This window comes from Chryseobacterium sp. MYb7, assembly GCF_002979455.1.
In the GTDB taxonomy this organism is placed as follows: domain Bacteria; phylum Bacteroidota; class Bacteroidia; order Flavobacteriales; family Weeksellaceae; genus Chryseobacterium.
On sequence record NZ_PCOU01000037.1, the window covers coordinates 1 to 22,738 of the forward strand.

General features: G+C 30.9%; 18 protein-coding genes. 8 read left to right on the plus strand and 10 right to left on the minus strand.

Going from position 1 to position 22,738, the window contains the following annotated elements; genetic code table 11:
- Window positions 1-592: 592 nt before the first annotated feature.
- A complete protein-coding gene (locus tag CQ046_RS21420) occupies window positions 593-2,284 on the minus strand; it encodes an NUMOD4 domain-containing protein (protein ID WP_105704223.1) in 1,692 nt (563 codons plus the stop codon).
- 310 nt (window positions 2,285-2,594) lie between these two features.
- Here CQ046_RS21420 and CQ046_RS21425 point away from each other — a divergent pair, with 310 nt between their 5' ends.
- The 5 genes from CQ046_RS21425 (at window position 2,595) to CQ046_RS21445 (ending at window position 8,182) form a co-directional block, all read left to right on the plus strand.
- Entirely contained in the window at window positions 2,595-3,617 is a 1,023-nt protein-coding gene (locus CQ046_RS21425; RefSeq protein ID WP_105704224.1) for a tetratricopeptide repeat protein, read from the plus strand.
- A 373-nt stretch (window positions 3,618-3,990) separates the two neighbouring features.
- Window positions 3,991-5,007, plus strand: a complete 1,017-nt coding sequence (locus CQ046_RS21430) for a MutS-related protein (RefSeq protein ID WP_165790573.1) — start codon at window positions 3,991-3,993, stop codon at window positions 5,005-5,007.
- Between the two features lie 153 nt (window positions 5,008-5,160).
- Window positions 5,161-6,615, plus strand: a complete 1,455-nt coding sequence (locus CQ046_RS21435; protein WP_105704226.1) for a lipopolysaccharide biosynthesis protein — start codon at window positions 5,161-5,163, stop codon at window positions 6,613-6,615.
- Window positions 6,616-6,803: 188 nt separating this feature from the next.
- Window positions 6,804-7,904 (plus strand): serine hydrolase domain-containing protein, encoded by a 1,101-nt coding sequence (locus tag CQ046_RS21440; RefSeq protein ID WP_105704227.1) that lies wholly within the window; start codon window positions 6,804-6,806, stop codon window positions 7,902-7,904.
- A 125-nt stretch (window positions 7,905-8,029) separates the two neighbouring features.
- Window positions 8,030-8,182, plus strand: a complete 153-nt coding sequence (locus tag CQ046_RS21445) for a hypothetical protein (RefSeq protein ID WP_228407016.1) — start codon at window positions 8,030-8,032, stop codon at window positions 8,180-8,182.
- Between the two features lie 73 nt (window positions 8,183-8,255).
- Here the strand turns inward: CQ046_RS21445 and CQ046_RS21450 are convergent, their stop codons facing one another.
- The 9 genes from CQ046_RS21450 to CQ046_RS21475 form a co-directional block, all read right to left on the minus strand.
- Window positions 8,256-10,472, minus strand: coding sequence for a peptidase domain-containing ABC transporter (locus tag CQ046_RS21450; protein WP_105704228.1), 2,217 nt, complete (start codon window positions 10,470-10,472; stop codon window positions 8,256-8,258).
- The gene (gwsS, locus tag CQ046_RS21455; protein ID WP_105704229.1) at window positions 10,465-11,568 is read right to left on the minus strand and encodes a grasp-with-spasm system SPASM domain peptide maturase; all 1,104 of its coding nucleotides are present in this window, start codon (window positions 11,566-11,568) and stop codon (window positions 10,465-10,467) included. The genes CQ046_RS21450 and gwsS overlap by 8 nt, the downstream gene beginning before the upstream one ends.
- Window positions 11,558-11,776, minus strand: a complete 219-nt coding sequence (locus CQ046_RS21460) for a hypothetical protein (RefSeq protein WP_105704230.1) — start codon at window positions 11,774-11,776, stop codon at window positions 11,558-11,560. The genes gwsS and CQ046_RS21460 overlap by 11 nt, the downstream gene beginning before the upstream one ends.
- Entirely contained in the window at window positions 11,754-12,740 is a 987-nt protein-coding gene (gene gwsG, locus CQ046_RS21465) for a grasp-with-spasm system ATP-grasp peptide maturase (RefSeq protein ID WP_105704231.1), read from the minus strand. The genes CQ046_RS21460 and gwsG overlap by 23 nt, the downstream gene beginning before the upstream one ends.
- Before the next feature lie 78 nt (window positions 12,741-12,818).
- Window positions 12,819-12,992, minus strand: coding sequence for a hypothetical protein (locus CQ046_RS23745; RefSeq protein WP_165790574.1), 174 nt, complete (start codon window positions 12,990-12,992; stop codon window positions 12,819-12,821).
- A gap of 95 nt (window positions 12,993-13,087) precedes the next feature.
- Window positions 13,088-13,261, minus strand: a complete 174-nt coding sequence (locus tag CQ046_RS23750; protein WP_165790575.1) for a hypothetical protein — start codon at window positions 13,259-13,261, stop codon at window positions 13,088-13,090.
- A gap of 94 nt (window positions 13,262-13,355) precedes the next feature.
- Entirely contained in the window at window positions 13,356-13,529 is a 174-nt protein-coding gene (locus CQ046_RS23755) for a hypothetical protein (RefSeq protein ID WP_165790575.1), read from the minus strand.
- A gap of 103 nt (window positions 13,530-13,632) precedes the next feature.
- Window positions 13,633-16,011, minus strand: coding sequence for an outer membrane beta-barrel family protein (locus tag CQ046_RS21470; RefSeq protein WP_105704232.1), 2,379 nt, complete (start codon window positions 16,009-16,011; stop codon window positions 13,633-13,635).
- A 221-nt stretch (window positions 16,012-16,232) separates the two neighbouring features.
- Window positions 16,233-17,948: a helix-turn-helix domain-containing protein gene (locus tag CQ046_RS21475; protein WP_165790576.1), complete on the minus strand. Its 1,716-nt coding sequence runs from the start codon at window positions 17,946-17,948 to the stop codon at window positions 16,233-16,235.
- A 204-nt stretch (window positions 17,949-18,152) separates the two neighbouring features.
- On the opposite strand from CQ046_RS21475, the gene CQ046_RS23760 reads away from it, so the two are divergent.
- From CQ046_RS23760 to CQ046_RS21485, 3 genes are read left to right on the plus strand one after another with little or no spacing between them, the layout of a single operon-like run.
- On the plus strand, window positions 18,153-18,320 hold the full coding sequence (locus CQ046_RS23760) for a hypothetical protein (RefSeq protein ID WP_165790577.1): 168 nt from the start codon (window positions 18,153-18,155) through the stop codon (window positions 18,318-18,320).
- Window positions 18,321-18,323: 3 nt separating this feature from the next.
- On the plus strand, window positions 18,324-20,498 hold the full coding sequence (locus CQ046_RS21480; protein ID WP_105704234.1) for a prolyl oligopeptidase family serine peptidase: 2,175 nt from the start codon (window positions 18,324-18,326) through the stop codon (window positions 20,496-20,498).
- Window positions 20,499-22,733, plus strand: coding sequence for a lantibiotic dehydratase family protein (locus tag CQ046_RS21485; RefSeq protein ID WP_105704235.1), 2,235 nt, complete (start codon window positions 20,499-20,501; stop codon window positions 22,731-22,733). It abuts the gene before it with no gap.
- Window positions 22,734-22,738: the final 5 nt, after the last annotated feature.

Sequence of the window (22,738 nt, forward strand, 5' to 3'; positions counted from 1 at the left end):
TAGAAGAACTATGGCATTTTGGACAATCCATTTTTTTTATTCCAAAAATATAAAATCTATTTTATTTTAACAATACCTTTCTTTTATGTAATGATTAAGTGTTGAACAAAATCAATCTTTTGATTCATGAAAAGCTAGGTTGGATCGAAATTTCGACGGTACTTTTTAAACAGGAATTTAATGTACCCATTTGTATTGATTGAATCCATTAATTGTTTGAGAATATGTCTAAGTTTATCCAGTATTGGAGAGTTGGTAATTCTATTTTATAAATCATTATTCCTAGCTATTGAATTTGTTAAAGAAATCTCACCTTCAGTAAACGCTACCATCAGTTTGGTAGTCAAGTAAATGGAGGACTTTTTTTTGGAGGGATTCGAACCGTCTCTTTAAACCTCTTTATTTATCAACATTTTTTAAAGCTGAGTCCCTGGCTACTCACCGAATTACTCACTTTGAAAATGTAGGTTTTTGATTCATTTTACAAATCAAAGATAATAACTTATTTTGTATTTTAATGAATATATATCAAAGTTTTATGCAAGATTAGAAATGGGTGGTATTTAAAATTGTGTGACTTCTGCTCGATGTTCTATATCCTATTGTTTAGTGATTTTTTGAATGCTCGAGTTTCTATTTTAATATTCTTTTTATTAAATGCATCTGCCATAGAGCGTAATGATAACTTTGAAAGATCTATATTCCATAGAGGTTCATTTTCATTGACCACCCGAAGTGTTCTGTTATTCAGATCGAATTCTTCAATAAAACAATAATAAAGTATGCGTAGAAGCATTTTTTGAGCTTTATCTTCCTTCTTATGAACCTTAAAATAAAGATAAGAAGACTTATCACTCGTTAGGTTGAGGGAAAGAATCTGATCTTCTCCATAAAAATGAGTACCTACTCCCCATCCACTCAATCGTTTTACCCTCCCTTTATTGGAAATAGTATATTTACCATCAAAACCTGGTACTGCTTTCCATTGTTCATCCGGTAAATCACTTAGAGATAAATTGAAAATAGCTGGTGGATTCTTCTTATTAATCCGGGGTTTACCTAACTTTTCCCAAAGAGAGTCATTGAATGCTTTTTTTGAATTAAGTACTGTTCTCACTTTAGTAGCATACTCTTTATTTCTTTCCTTAAGGATCTCATTAAAAGGTTTCAAAGTAAGGTTCGAAATATCTATATCCCATTGAGGAATACTACTGTTTACAATTACCAGATTTTTATCTTTAAGATCAAATTCTTCTACAAAACAATAATAAAGTAATCGGGTAATTGGTAAACAATATTTTCTTCCATTACAACTTAGTTGAGCATAGAGATAATTACTATTGGATTTGAGTACAGAGAGTGACGTGATATGCTCTCCCCAAAATGTTTTATTTCTGTTCTCTGTCCAGGTATTTAACCGCTTTATTCTTCCTTTATTGGAAATGGCAAAATGCCGCTCTAGGTTGGGAACTGGTTTCCACCTTTCACCGGAAAGATCTTTTAGGAATAAATTCATACAGGCGGGTGGATTACTCGGATTAATAGGTGGCTGCCCAAGCTTTTTCCAAAGAGTTGCATTGAAGATTTTTTCCGGTTTTCTTTTTCTTCCCGGTATAAAATCTTCTTTAGAGGGGACGTAATCTTTTACAAACCATCGAAATTTTCCGGCTGTAGTCCTTTTTTTATTGATGACAGGTAGAATATAAGTAGGACGAATTCTTAAAGCTTCACTTGCTGCGTAAATATTTGCATAGCTGGCAACAAAATCACCATCAACTGTGTATTGGCTGACTGCCTGTTTATAATTTCCTCTTTTTCCTCTACCTGTATTCATTGATTTCCGATGCAGCTTACTTATAGTTAACTTCTCCAGATTTCTAAAATATACATTAAACTGATTATTATCTTTAAAAGATATTCGAAATGAAAGATCATCCATATCAAATTTTTCTACAAAATAATAGTACACTAAACGGGCTACTGATTTTCCATACTTTTTCCCTTCAATAGATAAAACATTCCTCACATTATAAAAATGAGTCTTTAAATGTTTATTAAAATATTTAAAGACATTTGGCTTCTTAATACTATCCAAGATTTTCCGCTTTACTCCCGCAGGATTTATTGCCCAACGTTCTAGGCTTTTTATACGTCCATAATTAGAAATAGCATAATTTTCAAAACCTTCAATCTCCTTCCATTCTTCACCTGGAAGATTTTCCAGAGAAAGATTGGAAAGGACTTTGTTTACATATTCATCTCCTAAATCAGTAGGTAATTTCATAAAATGGAAATTCTATTGTATATTGTTTTAATATAATCTAGTAACTAATTTAATACGAAATTTTATAAAATCAAAAATATCTCTAGTAACTGCATGTTAGAATACAATAAGATATAGGGGCAAATATGACTTGATAGACTTAAATTTGCCTTTATATATTATGATTATATTATATATTCAAACATTCGTATTTTTTCTGTTTGCAGAATTACCTAAAAATTTGTGATACTTATTCATTCCTGAAAATTTTTATACTACGAAATTTTTTTAGTTTCTTTTTTATTAGCTTAGCAGTAAAGCTAAATGAAAAATGAAAAAAATCAACATTATTTTATTTTTAGTGTATTTTACTCTTGGATTGTCACAGGAAGCCAATCTTAAAGATCTCTACAGTAAAAAGGAATATGACAAAGCCATTAAACTTGCCCAGACAAATCTTATATCCTCACCTGAGGATTTTGAGACCCAATTGATGCTCCTTAAAATCTATAATTCAAAATGTGATTATCCAGCCGCGAATGCATTATTGACAAAAATGGATAGCAGTGATGCAAAATTCTTAATAGAATCCCTTAAAACCAATTATGGCTTAGGAAATACAAAAGAGGCAAAAAGAATATACGATCAGCTGATTAAGAACTCTAAAAATGAAGTATTGAAAAATGAGCTGTTGAAATTCGGACTAGTAACGGGTCTGGATCCGATATATGATGACTGGAAAATAAAAGAAACGCAAAATATTGTTTTTCATTTTCAACAGTCAGTTTCGGCAGAAAAAATGCAGAATATTGTTGCTTCAAGACAGAAGGCTTTTGAAAAGATTAATAATTTCTTCAATTCGGTACTTCCCAAAAAAATAGATTTCTTTGTATGGGATATGGAGGAAAGCTATAACTCTTATCTGAAAACAAACTTGGGCTTTACGTTTGCTCAATTCTGTATTTCTCATAACAGAATCAACCAGTCACCCGGACACGAAATTGCTCATAATATCAGTTTTTGGAAAACCCCGGAACAGAAGAAGATAATATTTATCAATGAAGGCATAGGAGTTTACTTTGACCAGCAGGGAAATAACAGGCTGGAAGCAGCAAAAGAGGCATATCGAAAAGATCCTGCCAATATTAAAGAAATATGGCAGAATAAAAGAAGAGCTGAAGAAAGTATTATGTATCCGATTGCAGGAGCATTTATTGAATATTTAATACAGTATGATAAAGAAAAATTTCTTCAGCTTACAGAAGATCAGACATATGAAAATGCGGTCAAGGTTTACGATGAAAAAATTGACAAGCTGATCGAAGATTTTCTTAAAACACTTGAATCCCACTAAGAAAACAAAACAATTCTGTTTATTGTTCTGATATTCTCGGCTCTGTTTAGCTGTCTGATTGAAAGAAAAAATACAAAAATTAATGCCCCAATAATTTAGGATTTTTTTTAAACATGCTCGAGATTTAATTACATAATTTTACCAATATAAGCATAGATGAATCATGGAAAACACTGCTGAAATAATAACCTATTTTAACTTCACTCAGACAAGAAAATCCAAGCAATATTTAATATCATTTTTCAATCAAAAATCCTTTAACAAAAAACAGACCTTATATGTTCAACAAAAACTAAAACTGTTCCTGGATAATTTTCAAATTATTAATAGCTATGAAATCAAGGAAAATAGAGTTTCTGCAATTCAAAAATTTTTGGATGAAATTGATGTCAGCCAATACAATTATTTCACAAGCATTAAATACCGTGAATATTTTAAAGAGATAAATACTAGTATTTCTTTGTTATTAGACTTCTTTTATCACTTCGGATTATTATTGAGAAATTTCCAAAAGAAAGAAACTTGTCTAGAGTATTCTTGTGAGATAGAAAAAATGATTCTGTTCATCAACTCACTGCCCATCAATGAGTTTTATAATAAAGAACTTGATTTTAAGCAAAGAAAGAATATTTTAGTCAAAATTGCACCCGAAATTGATAAGGGCAATTTCGACTTATTCTGGGATTTCTTTTACATGTTTGATGTATATTCCAGTATTGCGAAAGGAATTAAGTTAAACAATTTGATATTTCCTGAGTTCAATTCTGAAAATATTTTTACAATTGAAAATTTCTACCATTTAGATCTTAACAATGCCGTTAAAAATACTATAAATGTAAAAAATAAAGCTATTGTTATTTTCACAGGAGCAAATATGTCTGGGAAATCTACTACAATGAAGTCGATTAGTATTATTGTTCTACTCGCTCATTTAGGAATTGCGGTTCCGGCCGAATACTGTAATATCCCTTTTTATGACAGTATTTTCCTTTATTTTTCTGTTAATGATAACCTCAAAGAAGGTTATAGTCATTTTGCTCAGGAAGTCATAAATGTAAAAGGTGTTTTATTAGAACTAAAATCTAAAAACTGTTTTGTTGTATTTGATGAGATTTTTAGCGGTACAAATATCAATGATGCTGCGCAGATTACTGTAAGTACAATAAATGGCTTATCAAAATTTAAAAACTCTCTCTTTATTTTTTCCACACATTTAAATCTTATCGAAGATCATTTAACTGAAAATGAGAATGCTTTATTGCTTCATTTAGAATGTTTTTTAGAAAATAATGAACTGTCATTTACCTATAAGTTAAAAGAAGGCTGGTCTAAACTTGAAATTGGAAAATTATTATTTGATCAATATGGCTTGAATGAACTTTTAAAATGAATACATATAACCAAATGTTATCAATCTTAGGGGGTAACATTTAATTTAAGTAAATTTCAACTTACCAGTAATATTTTTTTATTTTAGTAAAAATATTTCATTGAAAGTCCAGTAAATTAAATAGGTTTTTTTATTAAAAAACAGGAAGAAAAATTGTTTAAAAAATTATTTTATCAAACCGCAACTTATGGTTTTAGTACAGTTTTAGTCAAGCTATTTCCATTTATTATATCTCCATTTATATCTCAAAGGTTTGGCCCAAGTGCGATAGCTCCATTTGTTGATTTTTATTCTGTGGCGGGTATCATAATTGTTTTGCTAACACACGGAATGGAAACCTCTTTTTTTCGTTTTGCTCAAAAAGATATTAGCTCTGGAAAGTTAATGTCAACAGCTTCCTTAAGTGTTATTGGAGCTTCGTTATTTTTCATTATCATATCTTTATTTTTTAGGCAATCATTAGCAATAGCATTTAAAACACCGGACCAGGTTAGTTTTTTAGTAATAATGCTAATTATATTATGTGTAGATGGAATATGTGCGATGCCTTTTGTAATTCTTAGAAAAGAAGGAAGATCAAAAAAATATACATTAGTTAAAACTGTGAATGCAGTTATGAATTTTTTATTTGTTATTTTCTTCATTGTTTTGTTTCCAAAATTTTCTAATGGGCTATTTGGATTTCAATATGACCAAAAGTTCGGAATTGGTTATGTTTTTATAGCTAACCTAATAGCCAGTATATTTTCTTTAATTCTATTATTTAGTGAGTTTAAAAAGATAAATATAAAGGAGTTTGATTTTAATTTATGGAAAGAAATGTTATCCTATTCCTGGCCTATAATGCTTGCTGGTTTATCTGGGGTTGTTAATGAAACAATGGATAGACAGTTTCTAAAATACCTCTTACCTAATGGGGAGAATGTAATTCAAATGGCAATTTACGGTACTGTATGTAAGTTAGTAACATTTATTACTTTATTTAGACAGGCGTATTTGCTTGGCGTAGAACCTTTTTTCTTTGCACATGCAAAAAATGAGAACTCTGCTCAAACATACTCCAAGCTAATGACTTGGTTTATTATTGTGAATTGTGTGATATTTTTAGGATTATGTGTGAACCTCAACTGGATTTCAGAACAGTATATACGAAACTCCTCTTTTTATGTTGGTTTACCTATTGTTCCAATTGTCTTGATTGCAGCTGTATTTTTAGGTATATATTTAAATCTTTCTATTTGGTATAAGCTTTCTGACAAAACTAGATTTGGTGTATATATTTCAATTATTGGGGCAATAGTAACAATAAGTATTAATTACTTTTTTATTCCTTCATATGGTTACTGGGCTAGTGTTTGGGCTACATTTGCCTCATACTTAATAATGATGATAGTTTCTTACTATTTAGGACAAAAATATTATCCGATACCATATGAGATGAAGACCTGCATTATTTATGTATGTTCAGGAATTGTAGTATCATATATTTCTTATTACTTATTGAAAGGGAATATTATTTATGGGAATATTTTGTTTCTGTTATATTTGCTATTTATATTTTTTGAGCGCAAACTTTTTATAAGCGCAAAAAATTATATAAAAAAATAACTCCACAAAAGTTCTCCAACCTTTAAATGTGAGAGTAAAAAAACTATCAGTTGCAAATGTAAAATTTTATAAATTAATCATGAAATTTGTATCTTAATGAAATGTATTTAAAATTAATACCGATATCATTAGTATGAATGTGTAATGTATAACTTGATTAATTTTATTTTATGAAAAAAACATAATTTATGAAAAAGTTTCTATTTTTGTTTAATCTCATTTTGTTGTGCCCCTTAAATGCGGTTGCACAAAATTATCTTGACAAGGCAACTGCAATAAGTAAGAAAAAAATTGAACTGTTTTGCAAACAGAACGATATTCCAGGAATGGCTATTTCTATTTCATATAGTGGGAAATTTATTTTATCGGAAGGTGTAGGCTTTGCAGATTTAGAGAAGAAAATTAAAGTAAATCCGTCTTCAACAAAATTTAGAATAGCAAGTGTCACAAAGATTATTACTGCCCTTACATTAATGAAGTTAAATGAATTAGACTCCCTAAATATAGACAATTCAATTCATTTTTATTTGGACAATCTTCCACATGACAAATATAATTTTTCACTAAGACAGCTTGCAGGTCACCTTTCAGGGTTAAAGAGAAATCCCAGTAAAGAAAGATGGGATAGTTATAATACATATAGCGAAGATGATTTATATCAAAGCTTGAAAGATGATGACTTGGATAGTAAACCAGGAGTCCAGTTTTCGTATAGTAATTATGGTTATAAAGTATTGGGCTTAATAATTGAGAAAAAATGCCACAAGACGATAGTTGAATGTCAGGAAGAGTATATCCTTAATAAATTAAATATGACTAATACCATTCCTGATACAGGCTTATCTAGTCCTAATACTACAAATTTTTACCTAAAAAAAGATGGGCTAATCCAACAGGCCCCATATATGGATTGTAAGTTAAAGTACGCACAGGGATGCCACCTATCTACTTCGGAAGACCTAATACATTTAGGAAATCTTTTTTTTCAGCCTAACCTAGTTTTTAATAATATTAGACCATTGCAAATTATGACTAAGCAACAAGTTTTGTTTTCAGGAAGTAAAACTGGTTACGGACTGGGAATTATATCTAATAAAGATATGTATGGTAATTTTTTTTTAGGTCATAATGGGTTAGAAAATGGATCAAGAGCTATTCTCAGAGTGTATCCTAAATATAATCTGGTTATCTCAATACTTATAAATAATCAGGAACCTCCATTAGAAGATTTGATTACTGAAATAGCATATACTTATATTGAAAATTTAAAAAAAATTAAAAAAGATTAGTTTAAAGGAAATATTATGAATTTCAGAGAATGTGAATAAAAGTAAAGGATAACTTGATAAAAATGCAAGAAAAAAGTCCCTCAGCTTCATAAAAATTGTGAGAAATAAATGGAATAATATTCCGCATGAAAGAAAACATACAGGAAAACATTGTTACGGTAAAACACCGATGCAGACGTTTTTTGGATAGTAAACCTATGGCAAAAGAGAAATTATTGGAAACGCTTGCAGAGGAACAAAAAATCCTTACTTTTGGAAGTAAGGACAGTATTGGATAACTGACAATTATTTTTAAACCCTAACTCTCAGATAAAGTCGTGGCTATTACATGTAAGATTTAATAACTACTTCTTAATTGCCAAGCTCCAGTTGATTTTTGACCAAACGATAGTATTCACCTTTCAAGGTTACCAGTTCATGATGATTTCCTTCTTCAACTACCTTTCCCTTATCCAACACAATAATTTTATCAGCATTTTTTACTGTAGAAAGACGATGGGCAATAATTACTGCTGTTTTACCTTTAAGAAATGGTTGCAATTTTTCATGAATATGCTTTTCGTTATCAGCATCTAAGGCACTGGTTGCCTCGTCGAAAAATAAGTAATGAGGATTTTTATATAATGCACGAGCGATCAAAATACGTTGTTTCTGTCCTCCGGAGATTCCATTTCCTGAAGCTCCTATTTTTGTTTTGAGTCCGAGTGGAAGTTCATCTACAAAAGCTTTTATATTGGTTATTGTTAATATATCATTTAGTCTTTGATAATCAATGCGAACATCATTGGTCGCAATATTTCGTTCAATCGTATCAGAAAAAATGAAGCCGTCCTGCATCACAACACCGCATTTTTTTATCCAGTTTTCGAAAATATGGTCCTTTAGATTTGTCTCGCCGATAGAAATGCTTCCGAGGTTTGGAGCATAAAATTTCAGCAGCAGTTTCATTAAGGTTGTTTTCCCGCTGCCACTTATTCCGACAATTGCGGTAGTTTTGTTTCGGGGGATTAGCAGGTTGATATCTTTTAAAATATATGCCGAATTTTTTGTTTCGTACTGAAAAGACAAGTTTTCGAGTTTGATATCCGAGTGTATTGTTTCATCTTCAGCAAAACCGTCTGTGGGAGATTCAGTGTTCTGGTAATTGTTTATTTCATTAATTCTTGAAAAGCTAAGTTTAGCATCCTGCAATGATCTGAAAAAACTTACGAGATGACTTATGGGAGAGTTCATTTCTCCAATGATATAAGATATACTTAACATGCTTCCTAGGGTCAGGTGCCCGGAAACTACATTCTGAGCAACGATGTAAGTGACAATAATATTTTTTAGACTGTTGACACATTCATATCCAGATAACTGTATTTGATCAATATTCAACACCTTAAAATTAATTTTAAACAGTTTTTCCTGAGTATCTTTCCATTTATTTTTTTTGTAATCTTCAAAACTGTTCAGTTTTATTTCCTGCATTCCGGTAATCAATTCCAGTGTATTTTCTTGGTTTTCAGAATTAAGATTGAATTTTTCATAATCAACAACCTTTCTTTGCGACTGGAAATACAGTATCCATAAGATAGACAGTCCTGTAATGAAAACGTAGTATATCAGTATTGTCCAGTCGTAGTATGCCAATACAAAGAAAAAAACACAGAAATTAATCATCGAAAATAAAGTAAGAATACTTTGCGAGGTCAGGAAGTTTTCGATTCTTTTATGGTCATAAATTCTCTGTATAATATCGCCCACCTGTTTAGAATCAAAAAACTGCAAAGGCATTGTCATCAGTTTTCCTAAGAAATCCGAGATAATATTGATATTTATTCTGGATCCGAGATAAATTGATATTCTACTTCTGATAATTTCTATAATGGTTTGACCAATAAAAAGAGATAATTGAGCAATCAGAATTAGGAGAATAAAGTTGAGATCCTTATTGTTTATACCTTTGTCTACCAATTTTTCTGTTAGGAAGGGGAAGGCGAGGGTAAGAATACTGCCTAAGATTAAGGTGATGAAAATCTTTGATAATTCCCATTTGAAAGATTGTACATACTTTAATAAATGCTTGGAATTAATCTCTTCAAGATTATTATCATTACTGTAAAATTGTTCAGTAGGCTCTGTATATAATGCAAATCCGGATCTAGTGTCGGCCCATGATTTTTTAAAATTAGTTTCATTTAATCTGATAAGACCATGTGCCGGATCAGCTATATAAAATGTCTTTTTTGGGGTAAAAATGTTTTTTCCTATTTTATATAGTATGACAAAATGTTTCTCGTTCCAGTGTAATACGCATGGAAGCATATCTTCATCAATAAGACTATTCAGGTCTGTTTCTACCACCGCATTATCTATACCTAGCTCATGGAAAGCATCGGAAATATTCAGCATGCTAACCCCTTCCCGTGAAACGGCAGAAATTTCTTTTAAATAAGTATATCCAAATTCTTTTCCGTAATGTTTACAGATCATGCTGATACATGCAATTCCACAGTCCATCTGATCTTTTTGAGGGACAAAAGGGAATTTAGAAAAAAAAATGGATTTTACTATGTTACTCATATACTTTGCCTCTATTCTTTAATGGATTAGCACTCCAATCTTCCCAAACACATGTTTCTGGGTTGTATCCGCATTTTAAAGGTTTACTGTATACATCACTACTATCCTGTAAAAAAGCTCTGCAGTCTGTACATGCATATCTGAATTCACAATCCTGGCAGACTGCGATCTCATCTTTTTTTATGTTTCCAAAAAACTGGAACTCATCCTGTTTTATAATATTTTCTATAAAGGCATTTTTAATATTACCATATTTTTTTTTCATGGATGGGCAGTTTTTAATGTTGCCCTCTTTGTCAATCGTTACTTTTTTATAAAGGCATCCATTTTTTTGCTTAAGTTCATTGTATTTCAAAATGTTGTCAAAATTCATAGATTCTTGCGTAATGATTCCGCAGCAACTTCCACTGTTCAGAGGAGTCTGGGCGTAGTAAATATTTCCGAGGAGCAAAGGATAATAATGATCATGCTGAATCTTATGCTGATATATTCTGTTCTCGGGTGCGTTATAGACAAAAATATGAGAGAGGGAAGGGTAGTCCTCAATCAGGCTGAGCAGAAATTCTCTACTGATTTTTTCATCATATTCGAAATGGAGTTCTATATAATTAATGTCCGTATTATTTATCGAACAGAGAAGTTCATGAATAAAATCTGTAGAAAATTCCGAATATAATCTTAGCTGGATATCATTGCATCTCAAGCTGTTTAATTGCTGAACTGTTTTTGAAAAAACGTCTGCAATAAAATTTTTAGGGTCAATTTCAATAATAGAATCTCTGATGAGTTCAAAATCATCAGTTTCTTCGGACAGCTGAGGAAATAATTCCGGTGTCTTGGAAAGCATGATGATTTCATTTTCCAACAAATATTCTATAAACTCAGAAACAGAATCGTGATCTTTAGAATCTACCATACTAAATGCATGGCTTACTGGTTTTCTATCGATTTCTTTCAGTAGTTGATAATAATCGTTCGAAATAAAGAAAAGTTCATTCCTTAAATAGTCTACAATAAGACTTCTGCTTTTTCCTTTTGTAATCTTACAGCTTGAGGTAAGAATTATGGTTTCACTGGTATAGGTACTACTCTTCATTTTCAAAAAGTTTAAAATCTAATGTCTTGCAGATTCTTCGGCTGGAATAATAATGGCGCATAAACGAACATTGAAGAATTTCATTATGTTTGAACAGCTTCATTTCATCATTAATATTGGTAACTTGGTTATAATAGATTGTTTTAAAGAAAAGCGGCAGGTTATGAATTTTTTCTTTCTTTAATTTAATTTTCTGTAATCCTTCCATTGATTAGATATTTAGCTATTTTTTTGTCTAATGAGTAATTGCATGGATCAGATACCATTCCATACTGACCAACAGGGTTTATTTCCAGAAAAACAAATTCATTTTGATCATCTAGAATCAGATCTACGGAGCCGCAATTCAGTCTCAGTTCTCTGAACATATCGGTTATTTTTTCTTCAATTGAGGCGGGAAGTTTATAAGGTTCCACCTTATTGGGCTTTTTATGGTTGTACTTTCTGAAATCTATACTGGTCTGGTCTGATGATTGTGAAAAGATAGCCATCGAAAAAAAATGTCCTTCAATGAAAAAGACTCTGACCTCCATAGTTTTCTTTATAAGATCCATTTTCAATGATGGGAATAGAGGGACTTTTACATCTTCTTCATATTCAATAAGTTCCGTGTATGAGTAAAAACTGTAATTATTGACTACTTTATAAATTCCGTTCGATATAGCCTTTGTTATGCTCAGGTCATTTTGCTTTATTTGATCGGTATTTGTTATGATCTCGTAATCAGGAACCTTCAGACCGCAATTTTGGGCAATATTCATGGTGATAAGTTTATTCAAATTGAATTTCGGCCGTCCAAGATTTATTTCTGTATTCTGATAAACGGAATGGTAAATAAAATTCTTAAGATCCTCCGCTTCATTACTGATTAGGTCTTTTTTTATAGAGGTTAGGTCAAAATCATTCATCATTAGTTCTTGATAATCAGAATTATGAAGAAACAAGCTTTTGCTGATTCCATTTCTTCTCCACCAACAGCTTTTGGCATCAAGTAAATTAATGATAGCGGACGATCTTGTATTTTTGAAAAATATTCCTTTGCTGTCTATTTTAAAGAGTTTGTGCAGTCCGTCATCGGAATTAATACGCACTACTTTTTCGCCATAATGAGTCAGCCATTTAATGACATTCGATGTAGAAAAGTCATTTTGGATAGTAAATATTAATATCATAGAAATAGTGTTGGGAATAGTAAGAATAAGTGAGTAATATTTCTATTACTCACTTATAGAAATTTTGACATGATTTGATTAGTCGCTATCGTGTCTGCTTCCGTCATGATCAGAACCTGTACAAGAAGTAGAATGTCTGTTTGATTGAGTAGAACCTTCTTCAAGCTCCATTTCCATCTGCTTTAGACCACCTTTAATACCTCTTAGAGTAGCTACAGATAGCTGATCTTTTTTGAATTTAGATAATTTCATATCGATAAATTTTTGTGATTAGACAATATTCTTTCTTTTTATTTAGGCAAAGATTCTTCCTTAATGTTTTTTTAGAAATTTTGACATGATTTTGATTAGTCACTATCATGTCTGCTTCCGTCATGATCAGAGCCTGTACAAGAAGTAGAGTGTCTGTTTGATTGAGTAGAACCTTCTTCAAGCTCCACTTCCATCTGCTTTAGACCACCTTTAATACCTCTTAGAGTAGCCACAGATAGCTGATCTTTTTTGAATTTAGATAATTTCATATCGATAAATTTTTGTGATTAGACAATATTCTTTCTTTTTATTTAGGCAAAGATTCTTCCTTAATGTTTTTTAGAAATTTTGACATGATCTTGATTAGTCACTATCATGTCTGCTTCCGTCATGATCAGAGCCTGTACAAGAAGTAGAGTGTCTGTTTGATTGAGTAGAACCTTCTTCAAGCTCCACTTCCATCTGCTTTAGACCACCTTTAATACCTCTTAGAGTAGCCACAGATAGCTGATCTTTTTTGAATTTAGATAATTTCATATCGGTACATTTTTGTGATTAGACAATATTCTTTCTTTTTATTTCGGCGAAGACTCTTCCTTATGTTTTTAATTAGGAGAAAATTATCTGATCTCCTTTTTATTTATAACCTGCTTTGCTCTAGGTTTTCTATTTTTTTGTTAGTGGTTTTTATTTTTTTGTTTCCAAAACTGTAGCTTATTGATAAATTGAAACTTCTCATATCGTTGTAAATGGTAGAGAAATAATTATACGTAGGATAGTATTCCGTATTTTTATTTCTGTTCTGAGCAAAAATATCGCTTATTAAAGCATTAACCTGTAAACTTTTATCAAGGAACATTAATCTTAAACCTAAATCTAAGCTAGCCCTGTTAAAAGATTTAACGAAGCCTTCCTTGGTAGGTAAGTTTTGAAAAAAGTTCAATACCAAGAATGATGTTTTTTTATCATTCAATGTAAAGGTATTTTTTGTTGAAACAAAGGCTCCATATCCACTAAAGCTAGGTATTGTAAGCTGTTCCATATAAGATTTTGAATCATTATAATATCCGCTTAAACTATTATAACTATTGAACCATTTATAAGGTTTGTAGGTATAGCTGATATCTAATCCCAATGTATTTTGATTGTAAAAATTCATTGGTTGTGAAATCGTCGAATTAGAATTATCTGAAACAGTTGTGATATAATCCTTACCTTGTGCCAAACGAGATCCATACAATGTGACAGAAAGGTTGTTTTTATACAAATAAGACAATTCTATATTATGAGTGTTGGAAGGAATCAAATTAGGATTCCCTGAATCATAGGAGTAAAAATCTGTATATATTCTGAATGGATTCACTTCATAAAACCCAGGTCTGTCAATTCTTTTGGAATAGGCAATAGAAAAAGAGTTGTTTTTGTTAGGCGTGTAGGTTACAAATACACTCGGGAAAAAATTGTCGAATTTATTGTGTTGTGTTTGGTTAAGTGTTTTTGAATATCCTCTGGTAGAGGCGTTCTCGTATCTAAGTCCTATCTGAACTTCCCATTTTTCTACAATTTCCTTTGTGGCTGAGAAATATAGAGCGAATATGTTTTCTTTGTAGTTAAATTCGTTACTCTTAGATGGATTAAAAATAGAGGCTCCGTTTATTACATTGAAATAGGAAATGTCACTATTATTTGTGATAGAAGTATATTTTACTCCGGCTTCTATATCTGCGAACTCATATGGTAGTGTAAAATCTGCATTTCCTGAATATATACTGTAATCTGCCTTTGATCCGTATAATGCTGCATTATTTAAACCACTACTGGTTGTTGTGGAAAAATCTCTGTCAGATCTGTTATTTTTCCCAAGATAATTAAAATATACACTCATTTTTTTTCCCAAGGTGTCTAATTTTAAATCATAATAAGTGGACAAAGAGTGATAATTATATTTTGTCACATTCTTATAAGGAGAATGCTGTAATGAGTCAAGTTGGTTAAGAGGTTTTGACATAAAATAATTCATAATATTCCCTTTCTGATCGTTCTTGATAAAACTGCCATTGTAAATCAGACCGATGTCATTCTTTTCATTGATGGAATAGTTAATGTTCATATTTGAATTTACTCCTGTATAATTTTCTTTTTTCTGTTCAGATGATTTTCTGTAAGTTGAACTAAATTCGATTTCTCTTCCAGAGGTTGGGCTTTTAGCCTCTGCATTTCCGGATAAACTAAATGCTACGCTTAATTTTTTACCGGTGTAATATAAGTTTGCTGAAGGCGCAATTCCAGCATAGGATCTTTGGGTGTAGGAAAGTGAAGTATTTCCTTTCCATCCTAAATTTGCATTTTTCTTCAACACGATATTAATAAGGCCACTATTTCCTTCTGCGTCATATTTTGCAGGGGGATTGGTAATTACCTCTATTCTGGCAATATTATCAGATCTCATAGATTTGATATAGTTTTCCATATCAGCTCCAGTTAGATTAAGAAGGCGTCCATTTACCATTATTCCTACACTACTTTTTCCAATAAGTTGAATACCTCCCCGTGAAAGATCTATTTTAGGTGTATTCTGCAAAACTTCTATTCCGTTTACTCCTTGGGATATAATACTGTTTTCCACATTAAAGATCAGCCGGTCTACCTTCCTCTCAATAAGCTTCTTTTTTCCTTGTATAACTACTTCTTTTATTTCTTTTACGTTTCCTGCTTTTACGTTTCCAAGATTAATATTACTTTCCAGGTTAACATTTCGTGAATAAATAATATCTTTTAAATGTTTAACTTGCAAAATATAGTTGGAATTGGCAGTTCGTATAGAAAATATCCCTGCTGCATTTGAAAGTTCACTTTTAACAGCTACAGAATCTTGGTTTAAAAGCAATATTTCTGCAAACTCAATTGGATGATTTTTTTCATCAACAATTTTTCCTGTTATTTGAAACTGTTGTGAGAATAAAAAATTACATAGAAATAATCCTGTAAATAGAATGCTTATTTTTAGAGTCATTTTCATTTTTTATTTTAATCTAAATATAAAAATTTACCATTTAAACTTATTTAGAAATTAAATCTCTTTCTACATGGTTTTTATATAATGAAAATTTTTGTTTCATCTTGGACAAACTTACATCGGAATTGTTCGTAAAAAAAGCATATGTATAATGGATTTATAAATTCATATTATGAATTTATAAATTGTTGAAATTAAAAACAGTTGAAAATCAGTTTGTTAAACTATTTTTGAGTCTCGATTTCTTTAATATAAATTGATGGGGTAGTTCCGGTTTTCTTCTTGAATGCAGTTGCAAATGCCTGCACATTATTATAACCAATTTCTTCCGCAATAGCCGGTAATTTATAAGAACGGAATTTTTTATCTTTTACAAGTCGCTCCAAAACATAATCAATACGCAGATCATTAAGATAAGAAGTGAAATTCTTGCCTTTATGATTATTGATCGTTTCAGACAAATAAGATGTGTTAGTTTTTATATTTTTTGCAAGACTGGCTAATGTAATGCCACTTTTTAGAAAAAGCTGCTTATTTTCAAAGATTTCCAATTCCTTTAGAATAAATTGGGTCACCTCTTCAGGAGCAGTCTTAGTTATTATATTTTCCGTTTCAGCATGTTCAGACATTTGAGACAGCTCAGGAATTTCTTTTTTAATATCTGTAGTAGATTCAAAATTTCTTTTTTCAATACTATAAATCAGTTCCTGGGCAATTTTCCGGTGTTCTTTTGCTGTTTTCTTTGCTTTATAATAAAGATAAAGAACCAATAAAAGAATTAATAATAAAAAACCAATAGAAGCATATAAAATTATTTTCCTGTTTTTTAGATCGTTGATAATCTCTTCTTTTTCTTGTAAAAGATTAGGGGTATCATATTTCTTGGGTAGTTCTGTGGACAAATATTGAAACTGCTCATCAAGTTTTTTGTCTACTTTTAAAAATCGATCAATATAATACAATTGTTTTTCTTTATCATTCTTTTCTTTGTAATAATCTATAAGATAAGTGTATGCTTCCCGAAGTTCTGGGAAAGTAATATCAGTTTTTTGTACGTAAGAATCTAACTTAGTGTATGTTTCTACAACTTTTTCTTTGTTTTTTAAACCATCATAAGCTTTTCCTAAATTATAAAGTGCATTATTAGCATTGTTTGGATTGATTCTTACTATATCGTCATACACTTTGGATAGTTTTGTAATGGCAGTTTTATATTTTCTCTGTTTTAGGTCATATTTTGCTGATAAAAAAGAGTACAAACTAATATCATAATTATTTTTACTGATACTGGCGTATATTTGTCCCTCCCGAATCAGAATATTTGCAGAATCCAATTTATTAATATCAAGATAGCAGCTTATGAGTGCTATACGCATTTGATTGTGCTGATAATTATCAGTTATGTCATTTTTATTATACAGATAATGTCTGAATATTTTTGCCGCTTCTGCATTTTTGCCTATATAGCTGTTAATGTAAGCAATATTTATGTCAGCATAGGCAATTTGTCTTTTATCATTTTGCTCTTTTGCGTATTTCAGCCCCAAAACATAGCTATCCAATGCTGCTTTTAAATTATCATTCTTGTAATATAGATTTCCTTTTATCAAAAAAGTTCTGGCAGGATAGAAACTTCCTTTTATATCTTTTGTAATTGCAGCTATGCTATCAACGTACTTTAAAGCAACGGAAAAATCTTTATTAAAATGTATAAGGTTATAACCTTCCGCTATTTCAAGTGTATTTTTTTCTTTTTTAGCTTTTTGGAGGTAATATTTTGCTATTTGTTCAGATTGCTGAAATTGATTATGATCATAATAATCATAAAATTTATTTTTCAGCTGGGAATATTTGAATTCAGATAAACTATCAATATTATGGTTTTGAGCACCTGCCAAATTATTAAACAATAATATTATAATTGGAAATATATACTTCATCATTTTGTAAATACACTGCAAATTTACATTTTATTCATTAAATTAGGAATCCATGAAAAATCTTAAATAAATGTATTTAAATTTTTGATAATTAGTGTTTTAAATTATTTTTGAAATAATGGATTTATAAATCCATATTGTATTTTTATTGTAGCTTTGGAAAATATTCTTTTATTTGCGTTTGATTTTTAAATATTATTATCGATGAAAAAAAAGACAATTAAATCAGAAAAGAAATTATCATTAAAGAAAATGCAAATAATGAAAATTAGTGAAATGAAAACAATTAACGGAGGAAATAATCAATTAGATAATGCTAATGATGAACCAGGAACTTTAATTCCTCAAAATCCTGTATCAATAAGAAGATAAAAAATGAGACAATTAATATTTATCATTATTAGTACTTTCTGTATCCTTCCTTTAAATGCTCAAAAAAGCAATCCTGCTCCATCTGTTCCTACAACAGATGAATATTTTGAGACTAAAATCGTAGATGAGTACAGAAATTTAGAAAATTTAGAGAGTCCTTTAACAAAGAAATGGATGAAGACTCAAACGGATTATACTAATTTAATTCTTAGTCAAATTCCTAAAAGAAAATTTTATTTAGATAAAAGGCTGGAATTTGATAAAAGGCAGGGGTATTCTGTGTCAAATCTAAATGTAACTGATAATGATAAATATTTTTATTTAAAAAAAAACGGTAATGAAAAAGCAGCAAAGCTTTATTATCGGGAAGGGTTTTTAGGAAAGGAGGAATTACTTTATGATCCTGCTAATTATAAAAGTAGTGAAAAGAATCATGAGTTTGTAATTAACCACATTAGCCCTGACTTAATTGGAAGTAAGGTAGCTATTGCAATGGCTGAAAAAGGGAAGGAGCTTGCAGAGGTTATTATTATGGATGTAAAAAACAGATATATTCATCCTGAAGTAATTACTAATACAATGCCCGCAAATGTAGGAGGGATAAAGTGGTTGAATGATAATTCAGGATTTTTCTATACGTATTTTCCAATCGATGATTCCAAATCTCAGAATTTCTATAAACACTCACAAGCTATTTTATACAAAATAGGGACAAATCCAAAAGAATTGACAGATATTTTTTCTGCTAAAAATAATCCTGAGCTAAAGATAGATGAAAAAAGATCCCCTATTATCTTGGATTCTAATGATAAATATTACGTAGGAATGTTACTTGACAATAATTATTACAGACAAACATTTATAATTCCCAAACAAGATTTATTAGAAGATAAGAAAACATGGAAAACTCTTTATACGAAAGAAGATAAAGTTAGATCTTTACAGCTGGTAGATAATGATTTATATTTTTTATCGCAGTATAACGCTCAAAATTACACACTTTGTAAAACTAATATAATAGCTCCAAATTATAAAAATCCTGAAATTCTTATTCCAGAAAGAAAAGATGAAGTGATAGGACAATATAGATTCACTAAAGATGGTATTTATTACACAACTACAAAAAACGGAGTTGAAGCAAAATTATACTTATATAAAGAGGGAAAAAGCATTCCTATCAAACTACCTTTCCCTTCAGGAAATATCAATTTGCAAGCAAAAGGAAAAGATTTTTCAGACATTTGGGTAAGCTGCTCCGGTTGGGCGAATGAAGAGCAGCGCTTTAGATATGATATAAAAATAAATTCTTTTTTTCCTGAAAATATGTCTCCTATTACAGAATATCCTGAGTTTAAAGATATATTAGTTGAGGAAATCACCATAAAAGCAAGGGACGGTGAAGAAATACCATTATCTCTCATATACAATAAAAATATTATATTAAATAATAATAATCCGGTTCTAATTGATTCATATGGTGCTTACGGATATTCACAGAGCCCATTCTTTGCCCGAACCTATTTATTATGGGTAAATCAGGGAGGAGTAATGGCTATTGCTCATGTGCGAGGAGGAGGAGAAAAAGGAGAAAAATGGCGCTTAGGAGGGTATAAAGAAACAAAACCCAATACTTGGAGAGATTTAATTGATTGTACAGAATATTTAATTAATGAAAAATATACCTCAAAAGATAAAGTTGCCATTTGGGGAGCCAGTGCAGGAGGAATTACAGTAGGACGAGCCGTGACAGAAAGACCTGATTTATTCAAAGCTGTAATTCTGGAAGTGCCAACAACCAATACATTAAGGGATGTGCTTACTATTGGTAGCAATGTGGATGAATATGGAACATTAAAAGATCCTAAAGAGTTTAAAGCTTTACTGGAAATGGATGCTTATTACCATATCAAAAGAGGAGTGAAATATCCTGCAACATTAATAACCGGAGGGATAAATGATCCTAGAGTCCCGGTTTGGGAGCCTACAAAATTTGCTGCTAAACTACAGTCGAATAATACTTCAAAAAATCCTGTATTACTTCAAATAGATTATGAGGGAGGTCATGGAAATAATACAACTGTAGCCCATGGGCATTCAAATCTTTCGGATATTTTTGCCTTTGCATTCTGGCAATTGGGTCATCCCGACTACCAGCCTAAAGAGCATAAAAAAAAATAAATGTCACGTTTCCCTTACCAGTTCTTTAATGAGTATGGAGTACGTACTCCTTTATTTTCACGCAAAAACTTTCAACAAGTAATAAGTAAAGATGAAATTACGGATGCAGAACTGAAAGAAATCTGTTCCAATCCCATATTTCAGGAAGCTATTTATTTAGCCTCTCCAAATTTGCATGACGAGCTGACTAAATGGTTTCATTCAGAAAAAGAGTTTTCCCAAAAAGAATCTCAAAAACTAAAATATACCCTATTAAAATATTATAGCCGAATAAGTACACGTTGTACTCCATTCGGTTTATTTTCATCTGTTGGGTCGGGGAACTTCAGTTTAGACATTCCCAACACTTTCAGTAACAAAACTGAAAATCATCAATTCACGACTGATAATCTATTGCGGGATACCAAACTGGATATGTACTTTCTTGTCTCCTTAGCCCAATATTTAATGCAGCAACCTGAGATGAGAAACAAGCTTTTATTTTACCCTAATAACAGTATTTACAAAGTAGGAAGCAGGATCCGCTACATAGAATACCAGTACACCGGAGGAAAAAGAGAATATATCATTTCCTTAGCCCCACTTTCTGAGGAATTACAGCAGATATTGAATTTTTTAAAAGAAGGAAAAACGAAACAGCAAATTGCAAAAATTTTGATTGATGAAGAAATCACACAAGAAGAAGCCATAGAATTTGTGGAAGAACTCATCAATAATCAGGTGCTTGTAAGTGAATTAGAGCCGAATGTTTCAGGAAACGATTTCTTAGATGAAATAATTTCTGTTTTAAATAAAATAGAAGCTAAAGATGAAGCCGAAATTTTAATTTCGATAAAAAATAAGCTGAATGAATTAGACCAAAACATTAGTAATTCAACCTCCAGGTATGCTGAAATTGAGGAATTAATAAAATCTTTTGTAATAGAATACGAGCCAAAATATCTTTTCCAAACTGATCTTTATTATAAAACTTTGTTTCATTTATCATTTGAATGGAAAAAAAAATTAAAAAAGGGAATAAGCTTTTTGAACAAAATCACTTTGAGTCAAAGGGAAAGTGAGTTTTCAAAATTTAAAAAAGCTTTTAACGAAAGATTTGAAGAGCAGGAATTACCATTGCTGTATGTTCTGGATAATGAAGTAGGTATCGGTTACAAACAAAATGTTTTTGCAAAAGGTATTCATCCTTATTTGGAAGACCTGATATTTCCGGTTTTACAGAAACACCCAAACAAGAACATTGAGCTTACTTCGGTTCATCAGATTCTTAATGAAAAGGTGCAGGAAGCTTTGTTGGACAATAAATATAGTATTGAATTATCCGACGAAGATTTTAAAGATTTTGAAGAGAAATGGGATGATTTACCGGATACGATTTCTTTTATGGCAGAGATAATTTCTGAAGATGGTCAGGAAAAATTATTCTTAAGTAGTAGTACTGGAAGCAGTGCGGCTAACCTCCTGGGGCGATTTTGTTCTGAGAAATCAGAAATTCAGAATTTAACAAAAACGATTACTAAAAAAGAAGAGACGCTTCGGCAGGCTCAGCATGACAATAACGAGATTTTGGCAGAAATTATCCATTTACCAGAAGCAAGAATAGGAAACGTCATTAGAAGATCTACGCTACGGCAGTATGAAATTCCCTATCTGGCACAATCTGTTCTTCCGGAAGAAAACCAAATACCTGTTGATGATCTGTATATTTCTATAAAGAATGACAGAATTGTTTTGCGTTCTAAAAAACTTAATAAAGAAGTAAAACCTTATTTAACGAACGCTCATAACTATTATACCAATACGCTTCCTGTCTATCATTTTTTGTCTGATCTATATTCTCAAAATACCAGATCCGGGCTTTATTTCAGCTGGGGTGGGTTGGAGCATATTTATAAATTTTTACCAAGAGTAGGATATGATAATATTATTCTTTCAAAAGCCAGATGGAAAATTACTGAAAAAGATATTTCTTCTTTAGAATTGTTAAGTTCAGACAAAGAGGATTTTTTACTGGAACTAAAAAATTGGAGAAGCAAAAGAAAAATTCCTGCATGGATTCAATGGGTAAAGTTTGATAATACGCTAACAATGAATTTAGAGAATTACGATATGGTAGAGCTTTTTATTCAAGCTGTAAGAAATGAAAAGTCAATTATTATAGAAGAATTCTTATATAATGAAAATGATGATTTTAAAAGAGAATTCATTTTCCCCATGTATAGAGAGAAGAAATAAGAGCA